This is a genomic window from Alloacidobacterium dinghuense (assembly GCF_014274465.1).
Lineage (GTDB): Bacteria > Acidobacteriota > Terriglobia > Terriglobales > Acidobacteriaceae > Alloacidobacterium > Alloacidobacterium dinghuense.
This window is the reverse complement of record NZ_CP060394.1, coordinates 5551231-5571208: the sequence shown is the minus strand read 5'-3', so window position 1 is coordinate 5571208 and position 19978 is coordinate 5551231. Positions and strand designations below refer to the sequence as shown.

Below are 19978 nucleotides of genomic sequence, written 5' to 3'. Positions count from 1 at the left end.
ATAACATTCCACGACGGCGAAGAGGAAAGGAAAATGCGATGGGCGATTTAGTAATCGAAACGGTTTCCGTTCAGGATTTGTTCGACAAACAGAAGGAACATTTTGCCACAGATGCAACCAAGACTTATGAGTGGAGAGTCGACCAGCTGAACCGGTTAATTCACATGCTCAAGGACAACTATGAGCGTTTCGCTGACGCCTCGCGCAGGGACTTCAAGACGGCGTCCCAAGAGAACGCCTTCGAGGTTTCAGCTTCGATCGCAACCAGCGAATTCGCAAAGTCCCAGCTTAAAGAATGGATGAAGCCTGTCGAGGCTCCCCTTCCGAAATTCCTCGCTGCATCCGGACATAAGGGAATGGTGTACCGCGAGCCTTACGGGGTTACGCTGATCATCTGTCCATTCAATGGACCCCTTTTGTTGTCGTTGCGTCCCGCGGTTGGCGCCCTGTCGGCCGGCAACCCCTGCATCTTGAAGCTCTCTGAAGCGCTGCTGGCAACGGACGAGTTGCTACTGGAGTTGATACCCAAGTATTTCGAGCCGGAAGCTCTGAGCGCCGTGGTCGGTGGCCGAGAAGTAGTGACGAATCTCTTGAAGCTTCCATTTGATTTCATGTTTCTCACAGGAAGCGTGGGTGTGGGCAAGGTAGTGATGCGAGCGGCTGCTGAGAACCTCACTCCAGTATTGCTCGAACTGGGCGGACAGAACCCGGCTATTGTTGATGAGACAGCGAACATTCCAGATGCAGCCAAGAAAATTGTCTGGGGCGCAACGGCATGGGGAGGACAGTGGTGCACATCGCCCGGCTATGCAGTCGTTCATGAGTCCATGGCAGAAGAGTTCGTGGCGGAATGCAAAAAAGCTGTCGTCGAACTCTACGGGACAGATCCCAAGAGCACTTCCGATTACTCGCGTGTCATAAGCTCCGCCGCTGTCGAAAGGCTCGCGTCCCTGATCGATCCTAAGAAGGTCGTTTACGGCGGGAAATCGGACGCTGCAGCCCGTTATCTCGACCCGACCATCCTCTACCCGATTTCCTGGTCTGACAAAATCATGGAAGGCGAAATTTTTGGGCCGATTTTGCCAATCCTCACTTATTCCAACCTAGGGTCGTTACTCGCTAAGATCAAGTCGTTGCCAAAGCCACTCGCCGGCTACGTGTTCAGCCGAAATCAGCAGGCGATCGATCGCGTGTTGCAATCCCTTTCATTCGGGGGAGGCGCGGTAAATCAGACCAATGTTTCCTTGTTCATTGAGTCCATGCCGTACGGAGGAGTGGGAACGTCGGGCATCGGGAATTACTACGGGAAGTACGGTTACGATTCCCTTACGCACGCCAAGTCAGTCCTGATATCTCCGCCGGACATAGCCATTGAGCACCTTTTCCCGCCCTACACGCCCGAAAAGGTACAGGAACTCGATCAATGGTTCGAGTACTAGAAGCCAATGTTGTGCAGCAAACACTAAGCGCCGCGATCTAGGAAGCTCGATAGGGAACAGTCCATGAACTTGTTGTGCGCCCTCTTTACCCGGAATCTCTTGATGTCAGGAGTAGCAATTGTCCGCTATATTCCTCGGGCCTTCCGGGTGAAGCAAGTGGATGGGAATCTCTTTTTCACGGAGGAGAAGCGGCATGAATATCGCCGTCGTGTAGAGAGTGTGACGTCTCAATCGCCGCGTCAGTGGGGGACCATGGAGGTTGACCAGATGCTTCACCACCTCAACCTGGCGTGCGGAGGCTCACTGGGTTTCTACAATCTCCCCGACGAGAGTTACCTGACTTCGCGGACGTTCTTCAAGTGGATTCTCGTCGATTGGTTTCCGGAGCAGCCAGTCGGACTACGGCTTCCAGCAGGCTTCAAAATCCCGCATTCGCAGCGATTTGAGTTCGCGTACGAAAAGGCACAGCTGCTAAAAATCTTAGAGGCTAACTGGAACGCAAGAACTGCCGATGCCTGGAAGCCACACCCTATGTTCGGCAAAATGACGGCAAAGGAATGGGGCAAGCTCTTGCAGATTCATGTGGATTATCACCTGAGACAGTTTGCACTCTAACAGGGTGTTCGCTATGAAGGTCCTGATTCTCGGAGCAACGGGGTTGGTGGGTCGGAATGCATTGGCACAGGCTCTTGCACAGCCGGCAATCACACAGGTCATAGCGCCAACCCGGAGACCACTGACAAAGCAGGACAAGCTGATGAACCCGGTGGCCCCAAAGTTGGAGCTGCTGCTACCGGAAGCGGCAGGGTGGGGACCCGACGCTATAATCTGCGCCACCGGCACAACGATCAAGAAGGCAGGATCGAAAGAAGCCTTCCGTTCGGTCGATCACGATCTGCCTTTATCGTTCGCGCGATTCGCTCACCAAGCAGGCACAGAGAACTTCGCACTTGTCTCGGCCATAGGAGCATCGGTCGATTCGTCCTTCTTTTACGCAAGGGTAAAAGGTGAACTCGAACGAGATATTCGCGAGATCGCTTCAGGTCGCTCACCATCGTGCGGCCCAGCATCATCGGAGGAGAACGCGATGAGGTTCGTTTTGCCGAAAGCCTCGTGCTGAAACTTTCACATTTCCTTGTGCCCGTCCTTCCCAAACGACTCCGTGTCAATCCCGCTCCAAAAATTGCTCAAGTGCTCGTCGATGCAGTCGTGAATGCGGAACCGGGCTTCCACTTCAGATACTCAGATAGCCTCGTCTGACTGATGACTCCATTCAAGGAAAGAAATCTCACACAGGCGCAAGGAGAACAAAGATGGGTCAGATTGTGAGGAGATGCGGGTGCCCAGCTTGCGATTGATTAAGCGCCGAACCCCAGCGGAAAATCACATGAACAACCTAGAGGCTCCAAAGCGAGTGAAACTGCACGCAGGAAAGTTGACATTCAATGTGTTGGATTCTGGCAGTGGAGAGCCACCACTGCTGTTCTTGCATTATTGGGGCGGTTCAGCCCGCACATGGAACGGCGTACCAGAACGGCTTTCGGCAGATTTCCGATGCATTGCATAAGGCCGCAAGGACCTTGGATGGGAGAGTGTGATCGCCGCAGAGCGCGTCTACTCCACAGCGCGAGGAGGCGAGATGAAGCGATACCGGGGAGTGGATCTCCACCGGACGCAGTTTACGGTGCGCACGCGGCTGGAGAACGGACGGACGGCTCGCCAGCAGAACAGGAGGAATTCTCCCAAGAAGTTGAAGTTCCGGTGGCCACGCATACTACCGCGCCTCCTAAGCTCGATGAAGCACAGCAAGCAGCATTCCATGTTCGGGTTTCGGCGAATGCCTGAGTCCCTAATTTAGCAGTTTGGGCGAAATAGTACGCCAAATCGCAGGGGGTCTTTTGGCTTTGGAATGTGCGGGTCGGAAGATTTCTTTGGCTTAAGGGGCTGCTTGACAGGCTCAGGGCAGTAAAAAGCCTGCTATCTCATTGGGTACTGTGGAGCGATTGCGAAAGGCTGATCAGGTTTTGCGGGGCTACCTGGATGATTCCCCGGCCCGGGCTGTCGATGTCGGAGATGAGAAAGAATGCGATTGCTACGAGAAATGGCAGGACCCCAAACAGCGTGGCTTTCCTGCGATGCGCACCATAGCCGATCAGAATGCTGCAGCAGATCGCCAGCGCCGTCATAAGGCTCCAGGCACCGACGGGGATGCGGTTCCACCAGGCGGCTTGCGTGTATCCCTGGCGGTTAAGGACATCGTTCATGCCTGCGACGGCGAGAGCCGTGACTGGGTTTGGTTGTGTTGTAGCGGCGGTCTGGACGGCCGACCACATCTCGTTCTGCAGCTTTGCTGTCTGGTTGTCGATGGTCTGGAGCTGCTCTTGATCACGGGTGGTATAGAAGAGCAGACGCTGATCGAGATATTGCGTCAAAAGCTGACGAACTTTCGCGCCGTCGGCGGCAGGCAACAGATCGGCGCGGACGTATTCTGTTCCGATAGCGTTGGCTTCTTCCTCCTCGTAGTTTTTGCGCTGGTCGTAGCGGCTGACAGCCATGGAGAAGGTGAAGCCGATGATGAGAGCGAGCATGGTCAGGCTGGCGCTAATTACGAGGTCGAGGTCGCTTCTATCGTCCTCCTCTTTTATGGGGCGCAGCTTGCCGAAAAAAGAGCCCAGCTGTACTGAAAGCCACAGGACGATGAGAGAAACGAAGAAGACTTCAAACGGAAAGTGGAACATACTGTCCAATTTTGCCTCCAGATCGCGCGATGCAGCGGAGCCTGTTACTTAGCTGAGAGCATAATGTCCATCTGGTAGAAGCGGAAGAAATATTCCTCGCCGGCAGAGTCGCAAGCGACGGGCCGGTAGCGGTCGAGCACGTCTTTTACAAAGTTGGGACGCTGTGGCTCGGGCAAGTGCTGCGTCCACTCGATAAAGGTGACTGAGCCGAAGGCTTCGAAGGCGGCGCGGGATTGGAAATCCCAGGCCTTGGCTGCGGTGTGCTTGCTGAGAACGCGGAAGCCCTGTTGTTCAGCGAGCCCTGCGTACTCTTCAGGCGTGAGATGGAGGTACGGATCATGGAAAGAGTTGAAGTAGTCGCTCCATTGGGGCGAAAGGCGCGTTTCTTCGATCACGTTTTCGAGACTTTTGCGTTCGCCTTTTGGGACGAGGCGGAGTTGGGCGCGACCGCCGGGTTTGAGGGAGGAGTGGATGGATTGGAGCGCGAGGGCCTGCTCCGGGATCCAGTGCAGCGCGTTAAAGGAGACGACGAGATCGAATTCCTGCGTGAAGGGCAGGTGACGCGCGTCGGCTACGGTGAATTCGAGATTCGCATGCTGGTTGTTTGAAGTTGCGAAGGCGACCATAGCAGCGGAGGCGTCGACGCCGACGACTTTGCCTTGAGGAACGCGCACGGCGATTTCGGTGGTGGTCTTGCCGTTGCCGCAACCGACGTCGAGGATGTGCTCGTCACCTCTGAGATTGAGCAGCGCGAGGACTTCTTCAGCCATTGTGGCCTGCAACATGGAGATTCGGGCGTACCCGGCTGCATTCCATTCGGTCATTGCTTGATCTCCAGCGAAGCTGTGACGCGCGGTTGGTGATAACGATACACGGGAGCATATCGTCCTTGCTCTCACATCGACCAGCCCCTATTCTGGTGCGGCGGAATAAAGGGAGGGGACCTGTGGCGCATGCCATCTTCATCAGTTATCGCCGGGACGACACGGAGGGCGAGGCTGGACGGCTCTTTGACGATCTGAATCGGGCGTTTGGCAATGATGCCGTCTTCATGGATGTATCGGGGATTGAACCGGGGACGGATTTTCGCAAGGCTATCGATGACAACGTAGCCTGCTGCGGCGTTCTGCTGGCCATGATCGGACCGACGTGGGCGACGATTGCGGGGTCAGACGGGCAGCGGCGGCTGGACAACGAAAACGATTATGTTCGGCTGGAAATTGCTTCAGCGCTGAGGCGGAATATTGCCGTCATTCCCGTGCTGGTGCATGACGCGCACATGCCGCACGCGGACCAGCTTCCTGATAACTTGAAGGACTTGGCGTATCGCAACAGCGTGGAGATTACGCATGCGCGCTGGAACTCGGATGTGCAGCTGCTGATTCAGGCGCTGGGACAGTATGTAAATGCAACGAAGGAGACGGAGACTGAGCCTGTACATGCTGCTGTGCCTGTGCAATTGCCCCCACTGCATGCGGCACCGGAGGCGGCTCCGGTGCGGACGAAGTCGAACACGCCTTTGATGGTAGGAATTGCGGTGCTGGTGGCGCTTGGCATTGCGCTGGCGGTGTTCTTTGTATTGCACAGGCCCACAACGAGCGCGCTCGACGGACGGTGGACGAATCCATCGGCACAGGGGCGGAATTCGCTGGTGCAATTGGAGATTTCGGGCAGTGGCAATCAACTTGCGATCCACGCCTGGGGGTTGTGCCCGCCTGCCAACTGTGACTGGGGTATGCAGACGGCGAGCTTTGACGGGCAGAAGGCACAAGCTACCTGGAGTTTGATGAATGACGCGAGTGGGGAGGAAAAAGGGCGCGCGGCTACGCTGACGATCTCCAAAAGCGGGAGCGACAAGCTTGAAGTGGAGGTGGCCAATACCTACACAGGACACGCCGGCAATACGCATCAGTCTGAATTTGTGCGAGCGCAGTAGGTTATTTTGCTCAGTGTGACTGCCCGAGTTTGAAGGCTGTGGCGGCTACTGCGGCCAGAACGCCAAAGAGGGCAGCGAGCAATCCCCAGAGCTGCGCGACTTTGAGGCTGCCGAGGAGATCCTTGATGGAGAGTTCGGCGGCGGAGACGGCAGGCGCTGTGGATGTTTTTTGAGCTTCTGCGCAGCGTGCCTTCCAGTCGCTGAAAATCTGCGCGAACTCAGTGGAGAGCAGCGACGACTGGTCCAGGGTGACATGCTGAACCCACCAGTCATAGCCGGTCTGCAGCAGGCCCTCCAGCTTGAGGCCATTCTCAACGAGGACGAGCAGCGGGCGGTGGGTGGCGTAGGCGAGAGCCGCTTCGATCTGGTTCCAGACAGTGGGGAAATTGATTTCATTGAGTACGCTGGCGTCGGGGCTGCCCCGCTTCTCGGAACCCTTGTCGACGTGGATTCGCTCAAAGGCGATGACAATCGCGCCGACGCATTCCTTCATGCACTCGGTGACGGTCTTCAGGGGCTGGTCGTTGCGGAAATAGTTTCGGCCGATGGTGCGCGGCTCCAATCCCTGCGCCCGGAGATAGTTTTCGACTGCAGAGACAAAGGCTTCCTGCTGCGGGGTGAAGGTCTTACCAATGCTGAGAAAGATTGGCAGGGACATAGGCTCATCCTCTCGCGATCAGTGCGTTGCGGCTTGCGTTTTGCCGGATTGCTGTTGCCGTGCAGTCCATTGCGCGCTCTCCTGTGACACGAGGGACTCGACGCGCTCGGCCAGCAAGGAATCGGCAGCAGGCGCGCCTGCGTATGGTCCGGCATGGCCTAAATACAGGTACTTTTCATGCTTGAGCGCTTCTGATGTTGCGCGGTAGTTCGTCCAATTCTCGTGATAGTTGTTCAGGTGCAGAATGCCTTCAAGAATGGTGATGAGCACGCCGAGTGCTCCGGTTACCAGAACCAGACGATGCGGCGTCAGCCATGCGAACGACAGGCTGCCGAGGAAGGGGATGAATGCTGCGGCGACAATCTCCGCGACCTTAATTCGCTTGAAAGCTCGCTGCGAACTGCGGCTCTTCGTACTGTAGTAGTCAATCTGCTCCTTCAGGCGCTTAAACGTTGGGCCATCGGGCAGATCGGAATCGTCAGGCATTGGAGCTGTTTCCTTGAGCTGGCTGCCCCTGGAACATGGTCTGCTCGGCCTGGCGGCGGCGCAGCAGCCCGGCTACGACTTTGCCTCCAGCGTGATCCCAAAGGGGGAATTGTCCCGCCGCTCCGTCAAAATTTCCAGCATTCAGAAGCCTAAGCAGAGTTGAGCCGCTCAGGGAGGCGCGGCCCAGATTGAAAGCAAAATCCACGAGAGCGTCGAAATGGTTCTGCTGCAATGGAACGCTGACCACCTGATTGACAAACGTTACAGCCGCAGCGATATCGCTCAGGAGCAGCGCGTCGGCCTGATCCTGGGTGATGGTGAGACCGGAGGCAACGCCAGCGCCTGTGTGCCCATATCCGATGGTCCAGACGCCGACCTGGTCCTGATAGGCAGTGAGTTCGCATCCTTCGAATTGCTTGGTGAGCGCAAGGCCGTCATTGCTGTAGGTAAAGCTGTTGACTCCCATGTTTCGTTCTCCTCGATCGCTCGCGCGAGCCTGTGACGCGTGCGGGAGTCAGCATAGCATGTCGTCTCGATGAGCCTCATGCTTATTTTTTGCGGGCGGCCGCGCGCCCTGCAACAATTGCTGTTGCGAGGGGGAATCAAGACTGACACAGGAAAATTGCGTAGCGCGTTAGCATTTTGCTCAATATCTGTTCTTTACTAACGATGAAAGGTACTAGCGATCCATACTGCTTAAGCAGTTTTGCATCGTAGTACCTATTACTTCCCTACCAGAAGGATCTGTGACATGGCGACTCTACCTACTACGTACCCACAAGGAGCGGAAAAATATCTTGTAGCCTTCGTCATCGAAGGTGATGACGTTTTCAAAATCACTGTAGATAATGTTGTTCAGGCTGCCAAAGGATCTGGATCTACGGCATTCGAAGGCATAGCCAAGTTGAAGGCAGCAGTGGCGCTCTTCCAGCTCACCAATATTCACAACGAGCGTCCGCATGAACTGCGCAAGATGGCGCGCGAACTTGCCCAGGAGGGTATGATGCTTTTGGCAAGAGCGAGCGCCGCTCCGAGACTGACTACGGCGACTCCGGAAAGCTCTGTCGCATAGTTCAATTTTTTCTCTTCCTGTTTTCCTGCCTGAATCAGCCGTTTGCGTGAGGGTGCCGAAGCGTGCCCATGCACGGTTCTGCCTCGACATATATTACGCAGAGAGAGATTGCCGTCTTGTGGAGTGATATTGAGTCTGACGTTGTAGAAGGCCGCTATCCCCTGGATAAGCTGGTGCGCTCCGAGGGAAGATGCGGATGGTTTGAGACAAAGTTCAATGACAAGCCGGCAATCATCAGCCTGTTTGAATCATTGAACGATGAACCGACGCTGCTGGAACGGCTGCGCGCAGTGGAGAAGGTGAGCGACAAGAATGTAGCCGCCATTTACGAAGCAGGCGCGACCAAAGTGCGCGATACGCCTCTGGTCTATGCCGTGATGGAGTACACGGAAGAGAATCTTGAAGACGTGCTACGCGGGCGCGCGCTTTCTGCCGACGAGACCAAGGAAGTTGCCGATGGCCTGCTGAAGGCACTGAAAGCGATCCACAAAGAACGGCTTATATGCGGGCGTCTGGAAGCGGCGAGTGTACTGGCCGCCGGCGACACGATCAAGCTGCGGAGCGACTACCTGCAACTGGTTCCGAAGGATACTGCGTTCGAGCCAAATGCGGCCAAGGACGTGCGCGATTTGGGAAGCCTTCTGCACCAGTGCCTGACGCAAAAGCCGCTGAAGCGGGCAACGGATGCGAACGATCCTTCCTTGCAGTTGCTGCCTGCTCCGTTTGTGCTGATTGTGCGGCGCACGCTGTCCGGGCAGGCGACAGTGGATGAGATTGCCACGATTCTGCGGACGGGTGCGGCTCCGGCGCCTGCACCAATGTCTGCTCCGGCGGCTGTCTCGGCACCTGTTCCAACATCTGGTCCGGCGTCTCCGCCGGCGCAACCTAAGGCTGTGCCGACGCCAGTCCCGAAAGCTGAACCGGTCAAGACGGCTGTGCGTTCGGACGAGATCATGAAGAAGCTTTTGCCGGAGATAGAAGAGCCTTCGCCCAAAAGAACAGGCCTGATCGTCGGCGGTGTCGTAGTGCTGCTTTTGCTGGTTGGGATTGTCGTACGCGCCATGCTGCATTCTGGTCGCGCGCAGGATGCGCAGAATCCGGTTGTGGTGGTGTCTCCGGAAACGACGACTCCTCGCAAGCCGCCGCCAGCTGTTCCGCCGGTTGCGGCGAAGCCAAGGGCTGCCGCTCCGAATCCAGTCGTGTCGGCTGCAACTCCTGCTGCCGCACCGTCTACTTCTCTCGCGGGCACGTGGCGTGTGGTTGCCTTTACCTATAACTTTCAGGGCCAGGCAGAGCACAAAGCTCACACGATCAATGAAAAGCATCCCGACCTCGAGGCGAGCGTCTTTTCACCCAAAGGCTCGGGCGCTCCTTACCTGGTGACGCTGGGCTCGGCGACGGATCGGGCTTCCGCATTTCGCTTGCGCGACAAGGCAGTGGGGGAAGGACTGCCCAGGGATACATACGCGCAGAACTACTCGCACTGAGCTTGTGATTCCCATCCTGGATCGCGAGGAAAACGATCAGGATGGGATGCTTAAGATTGTGCTGAGGTCTGGGCCGGCTGCGCCTGTGGTGCTGCCGGTTTGCTGGCAGCGGGCTTCCTGGGCATTTCCTTCTTGCCGGGGGCGAGGATGGCGTGCAGCGTGGTGCCTTCCATGCGCGGCATAAACTCGACTGTGCCGGCTTCGCCGATGTCCAGAATGAGGCGGTTGATGATCGCGTAGCCGAGCTCGCGGTGCGCCATCTGGCGGCCTTTGAAGCGCAGAGAAGCCTTCACCTTGTCACCTTCAGTCAGAAAGCGGACAGCCTGATTCTTCTTGGTCTGGTAGTCGTGCTCGTCGACGGTGACGGAGAACTTGACTTCCTTAACGACAATGACCTTCTGCTTCTTGCGGGCAGCGCGTTCGCTCTTGTCTTTTTCGTAGAGGAACTTGCCGTAATCCTGAATGCGGCAAACCGGAGGAACCGCAGTGGGCGATACTTCCACGAGATCGAGGCCGCGTTCACGGGCGATCTTCAGTGCGTCGAAAGGCGCCATGATGCCGAGCTGCTCGCCTTTGTCATCGATCACGCGCACTTCACGCGCGCGGATTCTTTCATTAATGCGGATAAACTGCTTTGCTGAACGCTTGTCTAACTGTGCGATGGGTTCCCTCCAAAATTGTGGCAGCGCCACGTACCTACTCAGTATAACAAGCAGGCCTACATTTCTTGTGATGCGAATTGCCTGGAATCAGGCGCGCTCTTTTTATTCGGCTAATGGCACCGCGTGGAGACCGGACTCCGTCAGGCGCGTGGCTCGTACTTGTATCGACCGGTTCGGTGGGTAAGTCATTGCAACTTCTACCTTGATGAAGTTGTCGGAGAGCGCGGGGGTGGTTGCCGAGCGATTTCCCCTGAGGGTAACAACGCTTAGTTCGCGGCCAAGGAAGCTCTTTCGGAAGGCTGTGTTTTTCCCCTCTGCCAAAGCGCGCAAAGCATCCATGCGCTGGTTCATTACTTCTTTGTGGACGGGCTGGTATCGCTGCAGCTCGGCAGCCGGCGTTCCGAGGCGCGGTGAAAAGGGGAAAAGGTGCAGATACGTGAGAGGTTGCGCGGCGATGAAGTCGTAGCTCTCCTGAAAGAGCGCGTCGGTTTCACCGGGGAAACCGACCATTACGTCTGCGCCGATGGCGGCATCCGGCATGAGACTGCGGATCTGGCTGAGCTTTTCCGCGTAGTGCCAGGGGCGGTAGCGGCGGTACATGCGGCGAAGGATGGTATCCGATCCCGATTGCAGCGGGAGATGCGCGTGGCGGGCGAGTCTTGACGTGTGAGTTGCAAAGAGCGCTAGCAGATCTTCCGTCCAGTCCATTGGCTCAATGGAGCTGAGGCGGAGGCGTGGAAGGACAGTCCTTTCGAGAATTGCGCTGACCAGGTCGGCAAATCGTTTTGCCGGTTTCAGGTCGCGTCCCCAACGGCCGAGGTTGATGCCGGAGAGAACCAGCTCCTGCCCGCCATTCTGAACGAAGCGCTCGACGGATTCGAGCGCTTTTTCGAGCGTGATAGACCGGCTGGGGCCGCGCGTTTCCGGAATGATGCAGAAGGAGCAGCAATTGGCGCAGCCATCCTGTACTTTGAGATTTGGGCGTGTCTGGTCTGCGTCGTCGGCGAAGGGCAAGGTTGCAAGATCGGTGTGCGCGAAACTTTCGTCCACAAAAACCGGGACGCGATTGACAACAGTTGCCAAAGGAACGAAGGCTGTCGGCTCGACAATGATGGACGCGACCAGCGACTTGTGACTATTGCCAATGACAGAGGTTACGCCACTTAACGTCGCAAGTTCTTCAGGGGCGCGCTGAGCGTAGCATCCAGTGACGACAATCTTTGCATCCGGATTCTTGCGATGGACGCGGCGAATGAAGGCGCGGGCGCCGCTGTCGGCGTCGGCGGTGACACTGCAGGTATTCACGACAACGACGCTTGCACCGGCAAAATCCGTCGCAGGCTTGAGACCACGGTGGCGCAATTCTGCCGCTATCGCTTCGCCATCCGAGCGGCTGGAACGGCATCCAAAGTTCTCGACATGGTATTCTGCCACGTTGTTTAGTGTAACAATGGAAATTCGTAGTCCGGGGACACCCTGCACACCGCTGCGCACATGCTCACAGGGTGAGTTTGAACCAGCATCATTCTTTTCAAGACGGGTTGAAAATCAGGGAGTTTATATGAAGCGGCGCATTTTACTTGTGGACGATGAACTGGCAGTTCTGCTTACGCTGAAGGCGGTGCTGGAAATCAATGGGTTCGAAGTGGAAACGGCTGCTTCTGCCCGTGAAGCCAAATCGAAAATCAAAAACGCCCAGTATCACATGGTGATCACGGACATGCGCATGGAAAGCGAAAGTGCGGGTCTAGAGGTCGTCCAGACGGCCAAGAAGGCGGCTTATCAGCCGGCGGTAGCCATGCTGACCGCGTTTCCCATTCCAGGCGAGGACTGGCAGGCAGAGGGCGCCGATGAGATGCTGGTGAAGCCGATGAACACGCAGGATCTCCTGGTGCAGATCGAAGCCCTGCTGGTAACGCATGAGGACAATAAGCGAGGCTCGGCTAAGAAACAGCCCGAACTGGTGACTGCGGACACACCGTCCACAGGAAAGGCTCGTGCTTCAACGCGCAAAGCCATAGCAACGAGCTGATTTCCCTATTTGAAAGCCAAAGAAGCCGGAAGTCTCTCGAAGTTAGAGAGTAGCCGGCGGTTGCTGCGCGGCAACCGGCACAATCCTTTTTCGCTGAAAGCATTCACGGCACAATACCGGGCGCCCCTGCGTTGGCTTGAACGGTACGGTCGTTTCGTGACCGCACTCCGAGCAAGTTGTACGGGTTTCGGCGCGTACGGCGGATCCCCCGGATGCACGCTTTGCTTTGCACAGCTTGCACCGTTTGGGATCGTTCCGGAATTGCTTGTCGTGAAAGAAAAGCTGTTCCCCCGCGGTGAATACAAATTCATTCCCGCAATCCACACATTTGAGAATCTTGTCGACGAACTCCATCTCGCGTTCCCCAGCCGGACTGCCGAGATACTACAGCGCCGGCTCAGAGCCCTAATTCACAGACATAGTGAATGAAAGCTGCTGATCGTAGCGAACTTCTTTTCGGTGAACTTCTAAAAGACAACTATTGCGAGGGGCCCGGCCGCGGTGAAGGGCGGCGACTACCGGTCACTTAATTGAACCGGTATGACATGCCGAGAGGCACGCCGAGGGGACTGCGACAGCTTTCTTGTAACTCAGCCCCGTCGCAATCGCCACGGGGCTGTCAACACATGGTCTGGAGCTAAGTTAATCCTGCTCTTTACGAGCCTTTTTGCGATTCCGCTTGCGTGCCAACGCCTCTTTCACACGGCGCTTTTCACCGGGCTTCAGGTAAAAGGAATGACGCTTCACTTCCTTGATGATGTCTTCCTGCTGTACCTTCCGCTTAAACCGGCGCAACGCATTTTCCAGCGGCTCGCCTTCCTGCACACGAACCTCTGCCAACTGAACTACACCTCCAAACCGACCCACTAGGGCTTAAATAGAATATCAGGATTCGCGCTCTGAGCGAGAAATGAATTAAGTCGCTGATATCTAGCTAGTTATTCGAGTTATACAAAGGGATTAGTTCGCTGTCTTTCTCAGGAAAGACCCAGGCGTTGTGGGAATTCGTCGATATACCCATCTTCAGGCCAGTCTGCGCGTTCGCGGATGAGTTCGCGCTGTTTCCGCTGGAGCAGAATATGGGTTACCAGGAAGAAGGCTGCAATAGGGATGAAGTGCCAGAGGCTGTGCTCCGTCCATAGTGCCGTATCCACGGTTAGCTGAATGTAGCCAGGAAACAACAAGAGGAAGAGCGTTACGGTCACCGCTATATTGCGCTTCGAATAGGCGAGGGGCACGGTGAATGGCACCGACAGGAAGCGCAGGAAGAGGATGTCGATGAGCAAGACACATAACCCCTGGGCTACGAGCAACTGCGCCATCATAAGCCGGATATGCGCGAACGCGGCGCCTCCGATGATCTGCACCAATAAGAGAACTGTCGCTGTGATACTTAGAGAACGCAGGAGAGTCCAGCGCTGGGTCGAGACAAGGTGATCTTCGTTCGGTCGCCGGCCAACGACGTGGAAGGCCCAGTTTGCCTGCAGTTCGACCGGAGACAGGAATGCGCCTTTGAGCCCGACGACCGCGAGCAGCGCCACGATGGGAACAGCGGCAAGCAAGCCGTGCCGCGAAAAGACGAGCGCGAGATGGGTGTTGTCCTGGCGGAGTTCAACAGTGACGGCAATCAGCAGGGCGAATGCAGCCCCAGCATACATGGAGAGAAACACCCGATGATGCGGGGCGCGCTTCAGGGTTCGCGTGGTGAAGTGATACACGGCCCTCTGAGCGGGTTTGAAGATCAAGACGCTGTGCAGAAGAGCAACCTTTGCCTCGGCCAGCCGGTTACGAGAACTCTTCGCGACCGTGCCCTCGATTGTGCTGCGCATCTTTCTTCGATAGGCCAGAGGGTAGGTGAGGCAGGCAAGCGACAAGACGAGAAGCAATGCCCAACCTCCTTTTGCTGCAAGCTGGAAGAAGACGGGCAAGGCACGCCCGCCTTCAAGCAATACCTGGTAAATTCCGAGAAACCAGAAGGGCGGGAACCAGAGAGCAGCATGGTTGCCTGAAGTGAGCAGGAGCCGCAGATTTTCCGAGAGCAGTGGAAAAAGAAACAGCACGATGAGAAGCACTGCGAGCGAAAGCCCTTGCAGGGCTGCGGATATCCAACGAAAGAATCGATCGCCGAAAATGTTGAGCAGGAATCCCTGCAGGGCGACGAAGAATCCGGCGGTGAAGAACCCGCCTGCGGCTACTGCAATCACGTGTGCGATGAAGTGGCGCAGCACGCTCGGCTCTTCCGCGATGAGAGGCAGCAAAACGGCACCGAAGAGGCCGGTAGCGAGCAGGGAGAGGCTTACGAATGCTGCAAGCGATGCGATCCTGGCGGCGAAGAGCTTCCGTGCCGGAACAGGCAGCGGTGTAAGCACCTGAACATCGATCAGGTCGGGGAAGAGCAGGTTCCATTCAAAAACAGTGGCCGCCCCCATTGCCACGCTTGAGTACATGACGTAAAAGTAATGGTCGCTGACGCGCGCCCAGTAGGCACGCGGCGCTGTATTCGGAGGAAAGATGAAGTACGACGGAATGAGCGAGAGTGCGACCATCAATCCGGGGACGGCAATGAAGCAGAGGATTTGAATGGCGCGCACGCCATTTTCGCCGTCGAGCGAAGTCAGAGGGTTATCGAAGAAGCGATCAAAGAAATGTCGTGCGAGAACGACGAATCTGTTCATGCGAACGATTTCTTTGCTGGTCATCCGGGCCTGCACTTCGAGTGAGAGCACGGGGTTTTCCGGCGGAGTAAAGATCTGAAATGCGCTATGCACGGGTCGCCCTCATCACTTCAACCATTTCGCTGGCTGCGGTTTTTGTGTCCTGCTGCTGTACGAGCTGCGCGAAGACGCTTTCAAGGCTTGGCAGTTGCATCAGTTGGGTCAGCTCCGACGGGGCTGCGTTTGCACAGATCTTTCCCTGCGCAATGACAATGACGCGGCCGCAAATCTGCTCGACGACTTCGAGCACGTGCGAGATGTAGAGAATCGCTTTTCCCTCGGCGGCGAGGGCAGTGAGCAGATCCTTGAAGAGACGTGCGGAAACAACATCGAGGCCGGAGAGCGGCTCGTCGAAGATCAGTAACTGTGGATTGTGCATCAATGCGGCGGCGATGAGGACGCGCTGCTTCATGCCCTTGGAATAGAGCGAAATCGGCGAATAGCGCCAGGATTCGAGCGCCAGCAGCTTGAGCAGCGTGTGCGCCTTGAGCGCGATAAGTTTTTCGGTCATTCCGCGCAGACGCCCGACGAGTTGAAGATATTCAAGTCCGGATAGATGCGTGTACACGTGGGCTTCTTCCGGGACGTAGCCCAATACCGAGCGGTAGGCGACAAGATTGTCGTGAATCGGCTTGCCGCGAAAGAGCACTTTCCCCGTGTTCGGCTGCAGCATCCCGGTGATGATTTTTACCGTGGTCGATTTGCCGGAGCCGTTGGGGCCGAGATAACCGGCGATCTCGCCTGCATCGAGTTGGAAGCTTACATTTTCAACGGCGGCGATGCCGCGATAGCGCTTGGTGATGTTCTCGAGGGCAAGGATGGGAGGCGTTTCCATGTATCCTATGTAGCAAACTACTTACAGGCTCGTCAAGTAGCATGCTACATAGGTATAATGGCCGGGCATGGGCGCAGAGCCGAAACTATCGCATACCGCCGCGCTGATACTGAGGGCCATCAGCGCCGGTTATATCTACGGCTTCAGCGTGATGGAGATGACGGGGCTGCCAAGCGGTACTGTCTATCCGGCGATGCGCAGACTCGAGCGCGACGGGCTGATTCAGTCGAAGTGGGAGGCGGAGACGATTGCCACTTCGGAGCAGCGTCCGCCGCGCAAATACTACAAGGTGACGCGAGCGGGAAAGGCGACGCTGGAGGCTTCGCTTAAACGCTATCCCCTGCTGGAAAAACTGATCCCGCAGACGGAGGCTGAGCGCGTATGAGGCCTCTTCCGCTGCACGCCTGCATGGCCGTCCTGCGCTTTGCCTCCTGGATCGTGCCTTCGGAAGACCGTAGAGAATGGCTTAGGGAGTGGAAAGCTGAACTTTGGCACGTTGCGCAATTGCGCGCAGCGGAAGAAGCAACTGCATTTGCAGGCGGGGCGTTTCGGGATGCTTATTTGTTGCGGGCTGACCTTCGCCGCGCAGGTTCGCGAAGCTCGCATGCAGTCAGGTCATCTCCCGTGCTGTGCCTTTTGTCGCTGCTCATGACGGCGTTAGTAAGCCTTGGATTGGCGTATGTTCTGCCGGGGACGCGGGGGACATTGCTACCCTCGCCGTATCGCGATGCACGCACGTTGGTGGTTGTCGCCAGGAATGGCTCTTCGCACACGCCGTCTGCAAGTATCTCGCTTGGAGAATTTCGCTACTGGCAACGCGCAACGCAAGGAGTGTTTTCCGATCTGGCTTTTTACCAGATTGTGCGCAGGCAGCTTCACACGGGACATGGAGCAGAATTGGAGCTTTCCGTCGCCCGCAGCTCAGGCAACCTTCTTTCCTTGCTGGAAACTGCGAGTTTTCCGGTTGCTGATCATCTGGCGACCGCCGGCCCGCAACTTGTTCTCAGCGATGCGTTGTGGCGCAGAGCTTTTCATGCCGATCCTCACATCCTTGGCCGCGTTGTTTTTTTGATGGGTGAGAAGGCAATGATTATCGGCGTTGCGAAACGAGACGCCTGGCGGCTTCCCGGACGGGTCGATGCGTGGCTGCTCGAAGATCAAAGCCGCGTAGAGACGCTTGCGGCTCAGTCACTCGGATTTGTAGTGGCGCGTATTCAGCCGGCGCTCGTTCGGTCGGCAACGGAGGAAAGCTGGCACATGGTGGTGCCGCAGAATGACGGGAGCGTTGCCGGTTTTGCCTGCGTATCGGTGAAGCACTATGCGCGCGAGCCGTTTGTCTTTTTTGCCTTCGCGGCGCTCCTGGCTTTGCTGGCGCTTCCTGCGACGACATCGCTGCCGCTGGGAGAATATCCGTACAATCCGCGGCAGCAATCGCTGGCGTTACGGCTGCGACGCTGGCTCTTCTTTACGGCAAAACTGATATTGATTGTCCCGGCTATATGTTTTGCATCGCTCGACCTGGCACAGGCATTTCAAGATACGCAATCCGCGCAGCTGATTCTTACCTTTGCCTCGGCTTTGGCGGGGTTTCGCTGGATGCTGCGCGACCAGCGCTGCCGTTGCCCGGTTTGCCTGCAGTTGCTGCGGAACCCTGTGCATGTGGGGCAGGCGTCCCAGAATTTCCTGGGGTGGAACGGGACGGAGTTGATCTGCGTGGTTGGGCATGGCTTCCTGCATGTTCCGGAGCTGCCGACGAGCTGGTTCAGCACGCAGCGGTGGCTGTATCTCGATGCCTCATGGAAATCGATCTTCCATCCACAGGAGATGGCGCGCAGCACCTAGCCCCGAACCGGCGGGAATGGCTACACTGATGTATGCCGAGGTGTACGTCATGATCCGTTCCTATCAGGGCCATACGCCTGTGATTCCCGAGAGCTGCTACGTGGATGTTTCTGCCCAGGTGTTGGGCGATGTGGTTCTTGATGAGCATTCCAGTATCTGGATGAATGCGGTGGTGCGCGGCGACGTGCACTCGATTCGCATTGGTGCGCATTCGAATGTTCAGGATTGCGCTGTGCTGCATGGGATGCGCAATCTCTATCCGGTGATGATTGGCGACTGGGTGACGATCGGCCACAATGCCACGGTGCATGGATGCGTGATTGAGGACTGCTGCCTGATCGGCATCGGCGCCGTGATTTTGAATAATGCGCATATTGGCGAGGGCTCGATTATTGCGGCCGGCGCGGTGATTCCTGAGGGTGCAAAAATTCCGCCGCGTTCGCTGGTGGCAGGCGTCCCGGGCAAAGTGCGGCGCGATCTGACATCGGACGATCGCGATGAGATTTTGAAATACGCGCGCAATTATCTGGACTACACCAAGATTTATCTCGAAGAGCAGAAGAACTGGAAATAGCCGTCTCCCTGATAAGCTGGAAAATAAGGCTTACCCACTGAAATGAGCACATTGAAGGCCGTTCGCGGCACACGGGATTTACTGCCGCCGGAAACCGAACTCTGGAATTTTGTCGAGGAGACTGCGCGGCGCGTCTTTGCGCGCTATAACTTCGGCGAGATTCGTACACCTATTTTTGAAGACACGCAGTTGTTTGCGCGCGGTGTGGGCGAAGAGACGGATATCGTCTCGAAAGAGATGTATACGTGGGAGGATCGCGCACGGGCGCAGTCTGAAAAGGCGCAGTCGCTGACCTTACGGCCAGAGAATACGGCAGGCGTGGTGCGGGCTTATATCGAACACAAGCTGGGCGAAACGGGGCTGCTGCAGAAGCTCTATTACATTGGGCCGCAGTTCCGGCGCGAGCGTCCGCAGAAGGGACGCTACCGGCAGTTTTGGCAGATTGGCGCGGAAGCGATTGGGCCGCCGAGCGCGGGTTCGGAGTCGCCGCTGCGCGATGCCGAAGTGTTGGAGATGCTGGCTACCTTTCTCAATGAGTTGGGGATTACGGGCTGGCGGCTGGAGATTAATTCTGTCGGGTCGGCCACGGATCGGCCGCGCTACGTGGCTGCTTTACGCGAGGCGCTGGCTCCAATGAAGCACCTGATGTGTGAGGACAACCAGCGGCGCGCAGAGACGAATCCTTTGCGCGTGCTCGATTCAAAGGACGCGAACGATCAGGAGATCATCGAGAAGCTGCCGAAGATTGCCGATTATCTCGATGACGCCTCGAAGGCTCATTTTGCTGCTGTTCTGGCTGCGCTCGATGCGTGCGGAGTGAAGTATGAAGTGAATCCGCGATTGGTGCGTGGTCTCGATTACTATACGCGCACGACCTTTGAATTCACGCATGGCGGGCTGGGCGCGCAGAACGCATTACTTGGCGGCGGGCGTTATGACGGGTTGTCGGAAGCAATTGGCGGGCCGAAGGCTCCGGGGATTGGCTTCGCCATGGGCGAGGACAGGCTGATTCTGACGCTTCAATCACAGGCATCATGGGGGCAACAGATTGCAGATGAGGCAGCAAACACCGTAGCGAAAGGTCCACACGCTTACATTGCCCCTATGTCCTTAGAAGTCGCTCCGAACGCCTTGGAGCTTGCTCAGAAGTTACGGGGCGAAGAGTTCCGAATCGAGGTAGGCGAGCCTGGCTTGAAGATCAGGAGGCATTTCGAGTTTGCAGAGAAGCTTCATGCGAAATCAATTGTGTTTGTTGGAGAAAATGAGGTGTTTGGCAAAACATACAGCATGAAGCCATTAGGCTCCAGAGCCAACATTGTGTGGAACTTCACCGATTTCTCCAAATTTGTCAGCGCACTTCGCGGAACAAATCGCAATCTAGTATCTGGACCTTAAAGGAACTCTACGAACGGCAAATAAACAGGATACCGGACGTACATAATCAGTAAGTATTTGGATGAGGGAGAACCTATGGCAGATTTCGATGTGTCTCACTTGCAAATT

The 19978-nt window shown here is 56.5% G+C and carries 22 protein-coding genes; 11 read left to right on the top strand and 11 right to left on the bottom strand.

Going from position 1 to position 19978, the window contains the following annotated elements:
- Positions 1 to 38 precede the first annotated feature (38 nt).
- From H7849_RS23385 to H7849_RS23375, 3 genes are all read left to right on the top strand, one after another.
- Positions 39 to 1439 (top strand): aldehyde dehydrogenase family protein, encoded by a 1401-nt coding sequence (locus H7849_RS23385; RefSeq protein ID WP_186742889.1) that lies wholly within the window; start codon positions 39 to 41, stop codon positions 1437 to 1439.
- A gap of 102 nt (positions 1440 to 1541) precedes the next feature.
- The gene (locus H7849_RS23380; protein WP_186742888.1) at positions 1542 to 2054 is read left to right on the top strand and encodes a DUF1569 domain-containing protein; all 513 of its coding nucleotides are present in this window, start codon (positions 1542 to 1544) and stop codon (positions 2052 to 2054) included.
- Positions 2055 to 2067: 13 nt separating this feature from the next.
- Positions 2068 to 2559 carry a Rossmann-fold NAD(P)-binding domain-containing protein gene (locus tag H7849_RS23375; RefSeq protein ID WP_222439728.1) on the top strand — a complete coding sequence of 164 codons (492 nt, stop codon included), beginning with the start codon at positions 2068 to 2070 and terminating at the stop codon, positions 2557 to 2559.
- 862 nt (positions 2560 to 3421) lie between these two features.
- On the opposite strand, the gene H7849_RS23370 is transcribed toward H7849_RS23375, so the two are convergent.
- Together H7849_RS23370 and H7849_RS23365 are read right to left on the bottom strand one after the other, a co-directional pair.
- Entirely contained in the window at positions 3422 to 4177 is a 756-nt protein-coding gene (locus H7849_RS23370) for a bestrophin-like domain (protein WP_186742887.1), read from the bottom strand.
- A 44-nt stretch (positions 4178 to 4221) separates the two neighbouring features.
- Positions 4222 to 5001, bottom strand: a complete 780-nt coding sequence (locus H7849_RS23365; protein WP_186742886.1) for a class I SAM-dependent methyltransferase — start codon at positions 4999 to 5001, stop codon at positions 4222 to 4224.
- Positions 5002 to 5123: 122 nt separating this feature from the next.
- Here H7849_RS23365 and H7849_RS23360 point away from each other — a divergent pair, with 122 nt between their 5' ends.
- A complete protein-coding gene (locus tag H7849_RS23360; protein ID WP_222439727.1) occupies positions 5124 to 6113 on the top strand; it encodes a toll/interleukin-1 receptor domain-containing protein in 990 nt (329 codons plus the stop codon).
- A 10-nt stretch (positions 6114 to 6123) separates the two neighbouring features.
- Here the strand turns inward: H7849_RS23360 and H7849_RS23355 are convergent, their stop codons facing one another.
- From H7849_RS23355 to H7849_RS23345, 3 genes are read right to left on the bottom strand one after another with little or no spacing between them, the layout of a single operon-like run.
- Complete coding sequence (locus tag H7849_RS23355; protein ID WP_186742885.1) at positions 6124 to 6771, bottom strand: hypothetical protein; 648 nt, start codon at positions 6769 to 6771, stop codon at positions 6124 to 6126.
- An 18-nt stretch (positions 6772 to 6789) separates the two neighbouring features.
- Positions 6790 to 7257: a DUF4231 domain-containing protein gene (locus H7849_RS23350; protein WP_186742884.1), complete on the bottom strand. Its 468-nt coding sequence runs from the start codon at positions 7255 to 7257 to the stop codon at positions 6790 to 6792.
- Entirely contained in the window at positions 7250 to 7723 is a 474-nt protein-coding gene (locus H7849_RS23345; protein WP_186742883.1) for a lysozyme, read from the bottom strand. Before H7849_RS23345 ends, H7849_RS23350 begins: the two co-directional genes overlap by 8 nt.
- Positions 7724 to 8008: 285 nt before the next feature.
- Between H7849_RS23345 and H7849_RS23340 the strand changes: the two genes are divergently transcribed.
- Both H7849_RS23340 and H7849_RS23335 read left to right on the top strand, forming a co-directional pair.
- Positions 8009 to 8329, top strand: coding sequence for a hypothetical protein (locus H7849_RS23340; RefSeq protein ID WP_186742882.1), 321 nt, complete (start codon positions 8009 to 8011; stop codon positions 8327 to 8329).
- Positions 8330 to 8397: 68 nt separating this feature from the next.
- Positions 8398 to 9816 carry a serine/threonine-protein kinase gene (locus H7849_RS23335; RefSeq protein ID WP_186742881.1) on the top strand — a complete coding sequence of 473 codons (1419 nt, stop codon included), beginning with the start codon at positions 8398 to 8400 and terminating at the stop codon, positions 9814 to 9816.
- Positions 9817 to 9866: 50 nt separating this feature from the next.
- Here the strand turns inward: H7849_RS23335 and infC are convergent, their stop codons facing one another.
- Together infC and mtaB are read right to left on the bottom strand one after the other, a co-directional pair.
- Positions 9867 to 10508, bottom strand: a complete 642-nt coding sequence (infC, locus tag H7849_RS23330; RefSeq protein WP_432756510.1) for a translation initiation factor IF-3 — start codon at positions 10506 to 10508, stop codon at positions 9867 to 9869.
- 72 nt (positions 10509 to 10580) lie between these two features.
- On the bottom strand, positions 10581 to 11912 hold the full coding sequence (mtaB, locus tag H7849_RS23325) for a tRNA (N(6)-L-threonylcarbamoyladenosine(37)-C(2))-methylthiotransferase MtaB (protein WP_186742880.1): 1332 nt from the start codon (positions 11910 to 11912) through the stop codon (positions 10581 to 10583).
- Between the two features lie 127 nt (positions 11913 to 12039).
- Between mtaB and H7849_RS23320 the strand changes: the two genes are divergently transcribed.
- Positions 12040 to 12510: a response regulator gene (locus tag H7849_RS23320; RefSeq protein ID WP_186742879.1), complete on the top strand. Its 471-nt coding sequence runs from the start codon at positions 12040 to 12042 to the stop codon at positions 12508 to 12510.
- A 42-nt stretch (positions 12511 to 12552) separates the two neighbouring features.
- Here the strand turns inward: H7849_RS23320 and H7849_RS23315 are convergent, their stop codons facing one another.
- The 4 genes from H7849_RS23315 to H7849_RS23300 form a co-directional block, all read right to left on the bottom strand.
- Complete coding sequence (locus H7849_RS23315; RefSeq protein WP_186742878.1) at positions 12553 to 12864, bottom strand: zinc-ribbon domain containing protein; 312 nt, start codon at positions 12862 to 12864, stop codon at positions 12553 to 12555.
- 288 nt (positions 12865 to 13152) lie between these two features.
- On the bottom strand, positions 13153 to 13350 hold the full coding sequence (gene rpsU, locus H7849_RS23310; protein WP_129207262.1) for a 30S ribosomal protein S21: 198 nt from the start codon (positions 13348 to 13350) through the stop codon (positions 13153 to 13155).
- A gap of 137 nt (positions 13351 to 13487) precedes the next feature.
- A complete protein-coding gene (locus H7849_RS23305) occupies positions 13488 to 15278 on the bottom strand; it encodes a hypothetical protein (RefSeq protein ID WP_186742877.1) in 1791 nt (596 codons plus the stop codon).
- On the bottom strand, positions 15271 to 16059 hold the full coding sequence (locus H7849_RS23300; RefSeq protein ID WP_251106435.1) for an ABC transporter ATP-binding protein: 789 nt from the start codon (positions 16057 to 16059) through the stop codon (positions 15271 to 15273). The genes H7849_RS23305 and H7849_RS23300 overlap by 8 nt, the downstream gene beginning before the upstream one ends.
- A 67-nt stretch (positions 16060 to 16126) precedes the next feature.
- Here H7849_RS23300 and H7849_RS23295 point away from each other — a divergent pair, with 67 nt between their 5' ends.
- From H7849_RS23295 to hisS, 4 genes are read left to right on the top strand one after another with little or no spacing between them, the layout of a single operon-like run.
- Positions 16127 to 16444, top strand: a complete 318-nt coding sequence (locus tag H7849_RS23295) for a PadR family transcriptional regulator (protein ID WP_186742876.1) — start codon at positions 16127 to 16129, stop codon at positions 16442 to 16444.
- Positions 16441 to 17901 carry an ADOP family protein gene (locus tag H7849_RS23290; RefSeq protein WP_186742875.1) on the top strand — a complete coding sequence of 487 codons (1461 nt, stop codon included), beginning with the start codon at positions 16441 to 16443 and terminating at the stop codon, positions 17899 to 17901. Before H7849_RS23295 ends, H7849_RS23290 begins: the two co-directional genes overlap by 4 nt.
- 16 nt (positions 17902 to 17917) lie before the next feature.
- The gene (locus tag H7849_RS23285; protein ID WP_349627438.1) at positions 17918 to 18475 is read left to right on the top strand and encodes a gamma carbonic anhydrase family protein; all 558 of its coding nucleotides are present in this window, start codon (positions 17918 to 17920) and stop codon (positions 18473 to 18475) included.
- A gap of 42 nt (positions 18476 to 18517) precedes the next feature.
- Positions 18518 to 19870: a histidine--tRNA ligase gene (gene hisS / locus H7849_RS23280; RefSeq protein ID WP_186742874.1), complete on the top strand. Its 1353-nt coding sequence runs from the start codon at positions 18518 to 18520 to the stop codon at positions 19868 to 19870.
- Positions 19871 to 19978 lie beyond the last annotated feature (108 nt).

Bases quoted from the DNA above. Each gene is read 5' to 3' on its own strand.
- H7849_RS23370 (WP_186742887.1), bottom strand. From the start codon at position 4,177: ATGTTCCACTTTCCGTTTGAAGTCTTCTTCGTTTCTCTCATCGTCCTG.
- H7849_RS23285 (WP_349627438.1), top strand. From the start codon at position 17,918: ATGGCTACACTGATGTATGCCGAGGTGTACGTCATGATCCGTTCCTAT.
- H7849_RS23345 (WP_186742883.1), bottom strand. From the start codon at position 7,723: ATGGGAGTCAACAGCTTTACCTACAGCAATGACGGCCTTGCGCTCACC.
- H7849_RS23320 (WP_186742879.1), top strand. From the start codon at position 12,040: ATGAAGCGGCGCATTTTACTTGTGGACGATGAACTGGCAGTTCTGCTT.
- hisS (WP_186742874.1), top strand. From the start codon at position 18,518: ATGAGCACATTGAAGGCCGTTCGCGGCACACGGGATTTACTGCCGCCG.
- H7849_RS23315 (WP_186742878.1), bottom strand. From the start codon at position 12,864: ATGGAGTTCGTCGACAAGATTCTCAAATGTGTGGATTGCGGGAATGAA.
- H7849_RS23365 (WP_186742886.1), bottom strand. From the start codon at position 5,001: ATGACCGAATGGAATGCAGCCGGGTACGCCCGAATCTCCATGTTGCAG.
- H7849_RS23355 (WP_186742885.1), bottom strand. From the start codon at position 6,771: ATGTCCCTGCCAATCTTTCTCAGCATTGGTAAGACCTTCACCCCGCAG.
- H7849_RS23340 (WP_186742882.1), top strand. From the start codon at position 8,009: ATGGCGACTCTACCTACTACGTACCCACAAGGAGCGGAAAAATATCTT.
- H7849_RS23335 (WP_186742881.1), top strand. From the start codon at position 8,398: ATGCACGGTTCTGCCTCGACATATATTACGCAGAGAGAGATTGCCGTC.
- H7849_RS23295 (WP_186742876.1), top strand. From the start codon at position 16,127: ATGGGCGCAGAGCCGAAACTATCGCATACCGCCGCGCTGATACTGAGG.
- H7849_RS23375 (WP_222439728.1), top strand. From the start codon at position 2,068: ATGAAGGTCCTGATTCTCGGAGCAACGGGGTTGGTGGGTCGGAATGCA.
- H7849_RS23350 (WP_186742884.1), bottom strand. From the start codon at position 7,257: ATGCCTGACGATTCCGATCTGCCCGATGGCCCAACGTTTAAGCGCCTG.
- H7849_RS23385 (WP_186742889.1), top strand. From the start codon at position 39: ATGGGCGATTTAGTAATCGAAACGGTTTCCGTTCAGGATTTGTTCGAC.
- H7849_RS23300 (WP_251106435.1), bottom strand. From the start codon at position 16,059: ATGGAAACGCCTCCCATCCTTGCCCTCGAGAACATCACCAAGCGCTAT.
- H7849_RS23290 (WP_186742875.1), top strand. From the start codon at position 16,441: ATGAGGCCTCTTCCGCTGCACGCCTGCATGGCCGTCCTGCGCTTTGCC.
- H7849_RS23380 (WP_186742888.1), top strand. From the start codon at position 1,542: ATGTCAGGAGTAGCAATTGTCCGCTATATTCCTCGGGCCTTCCGGGTG.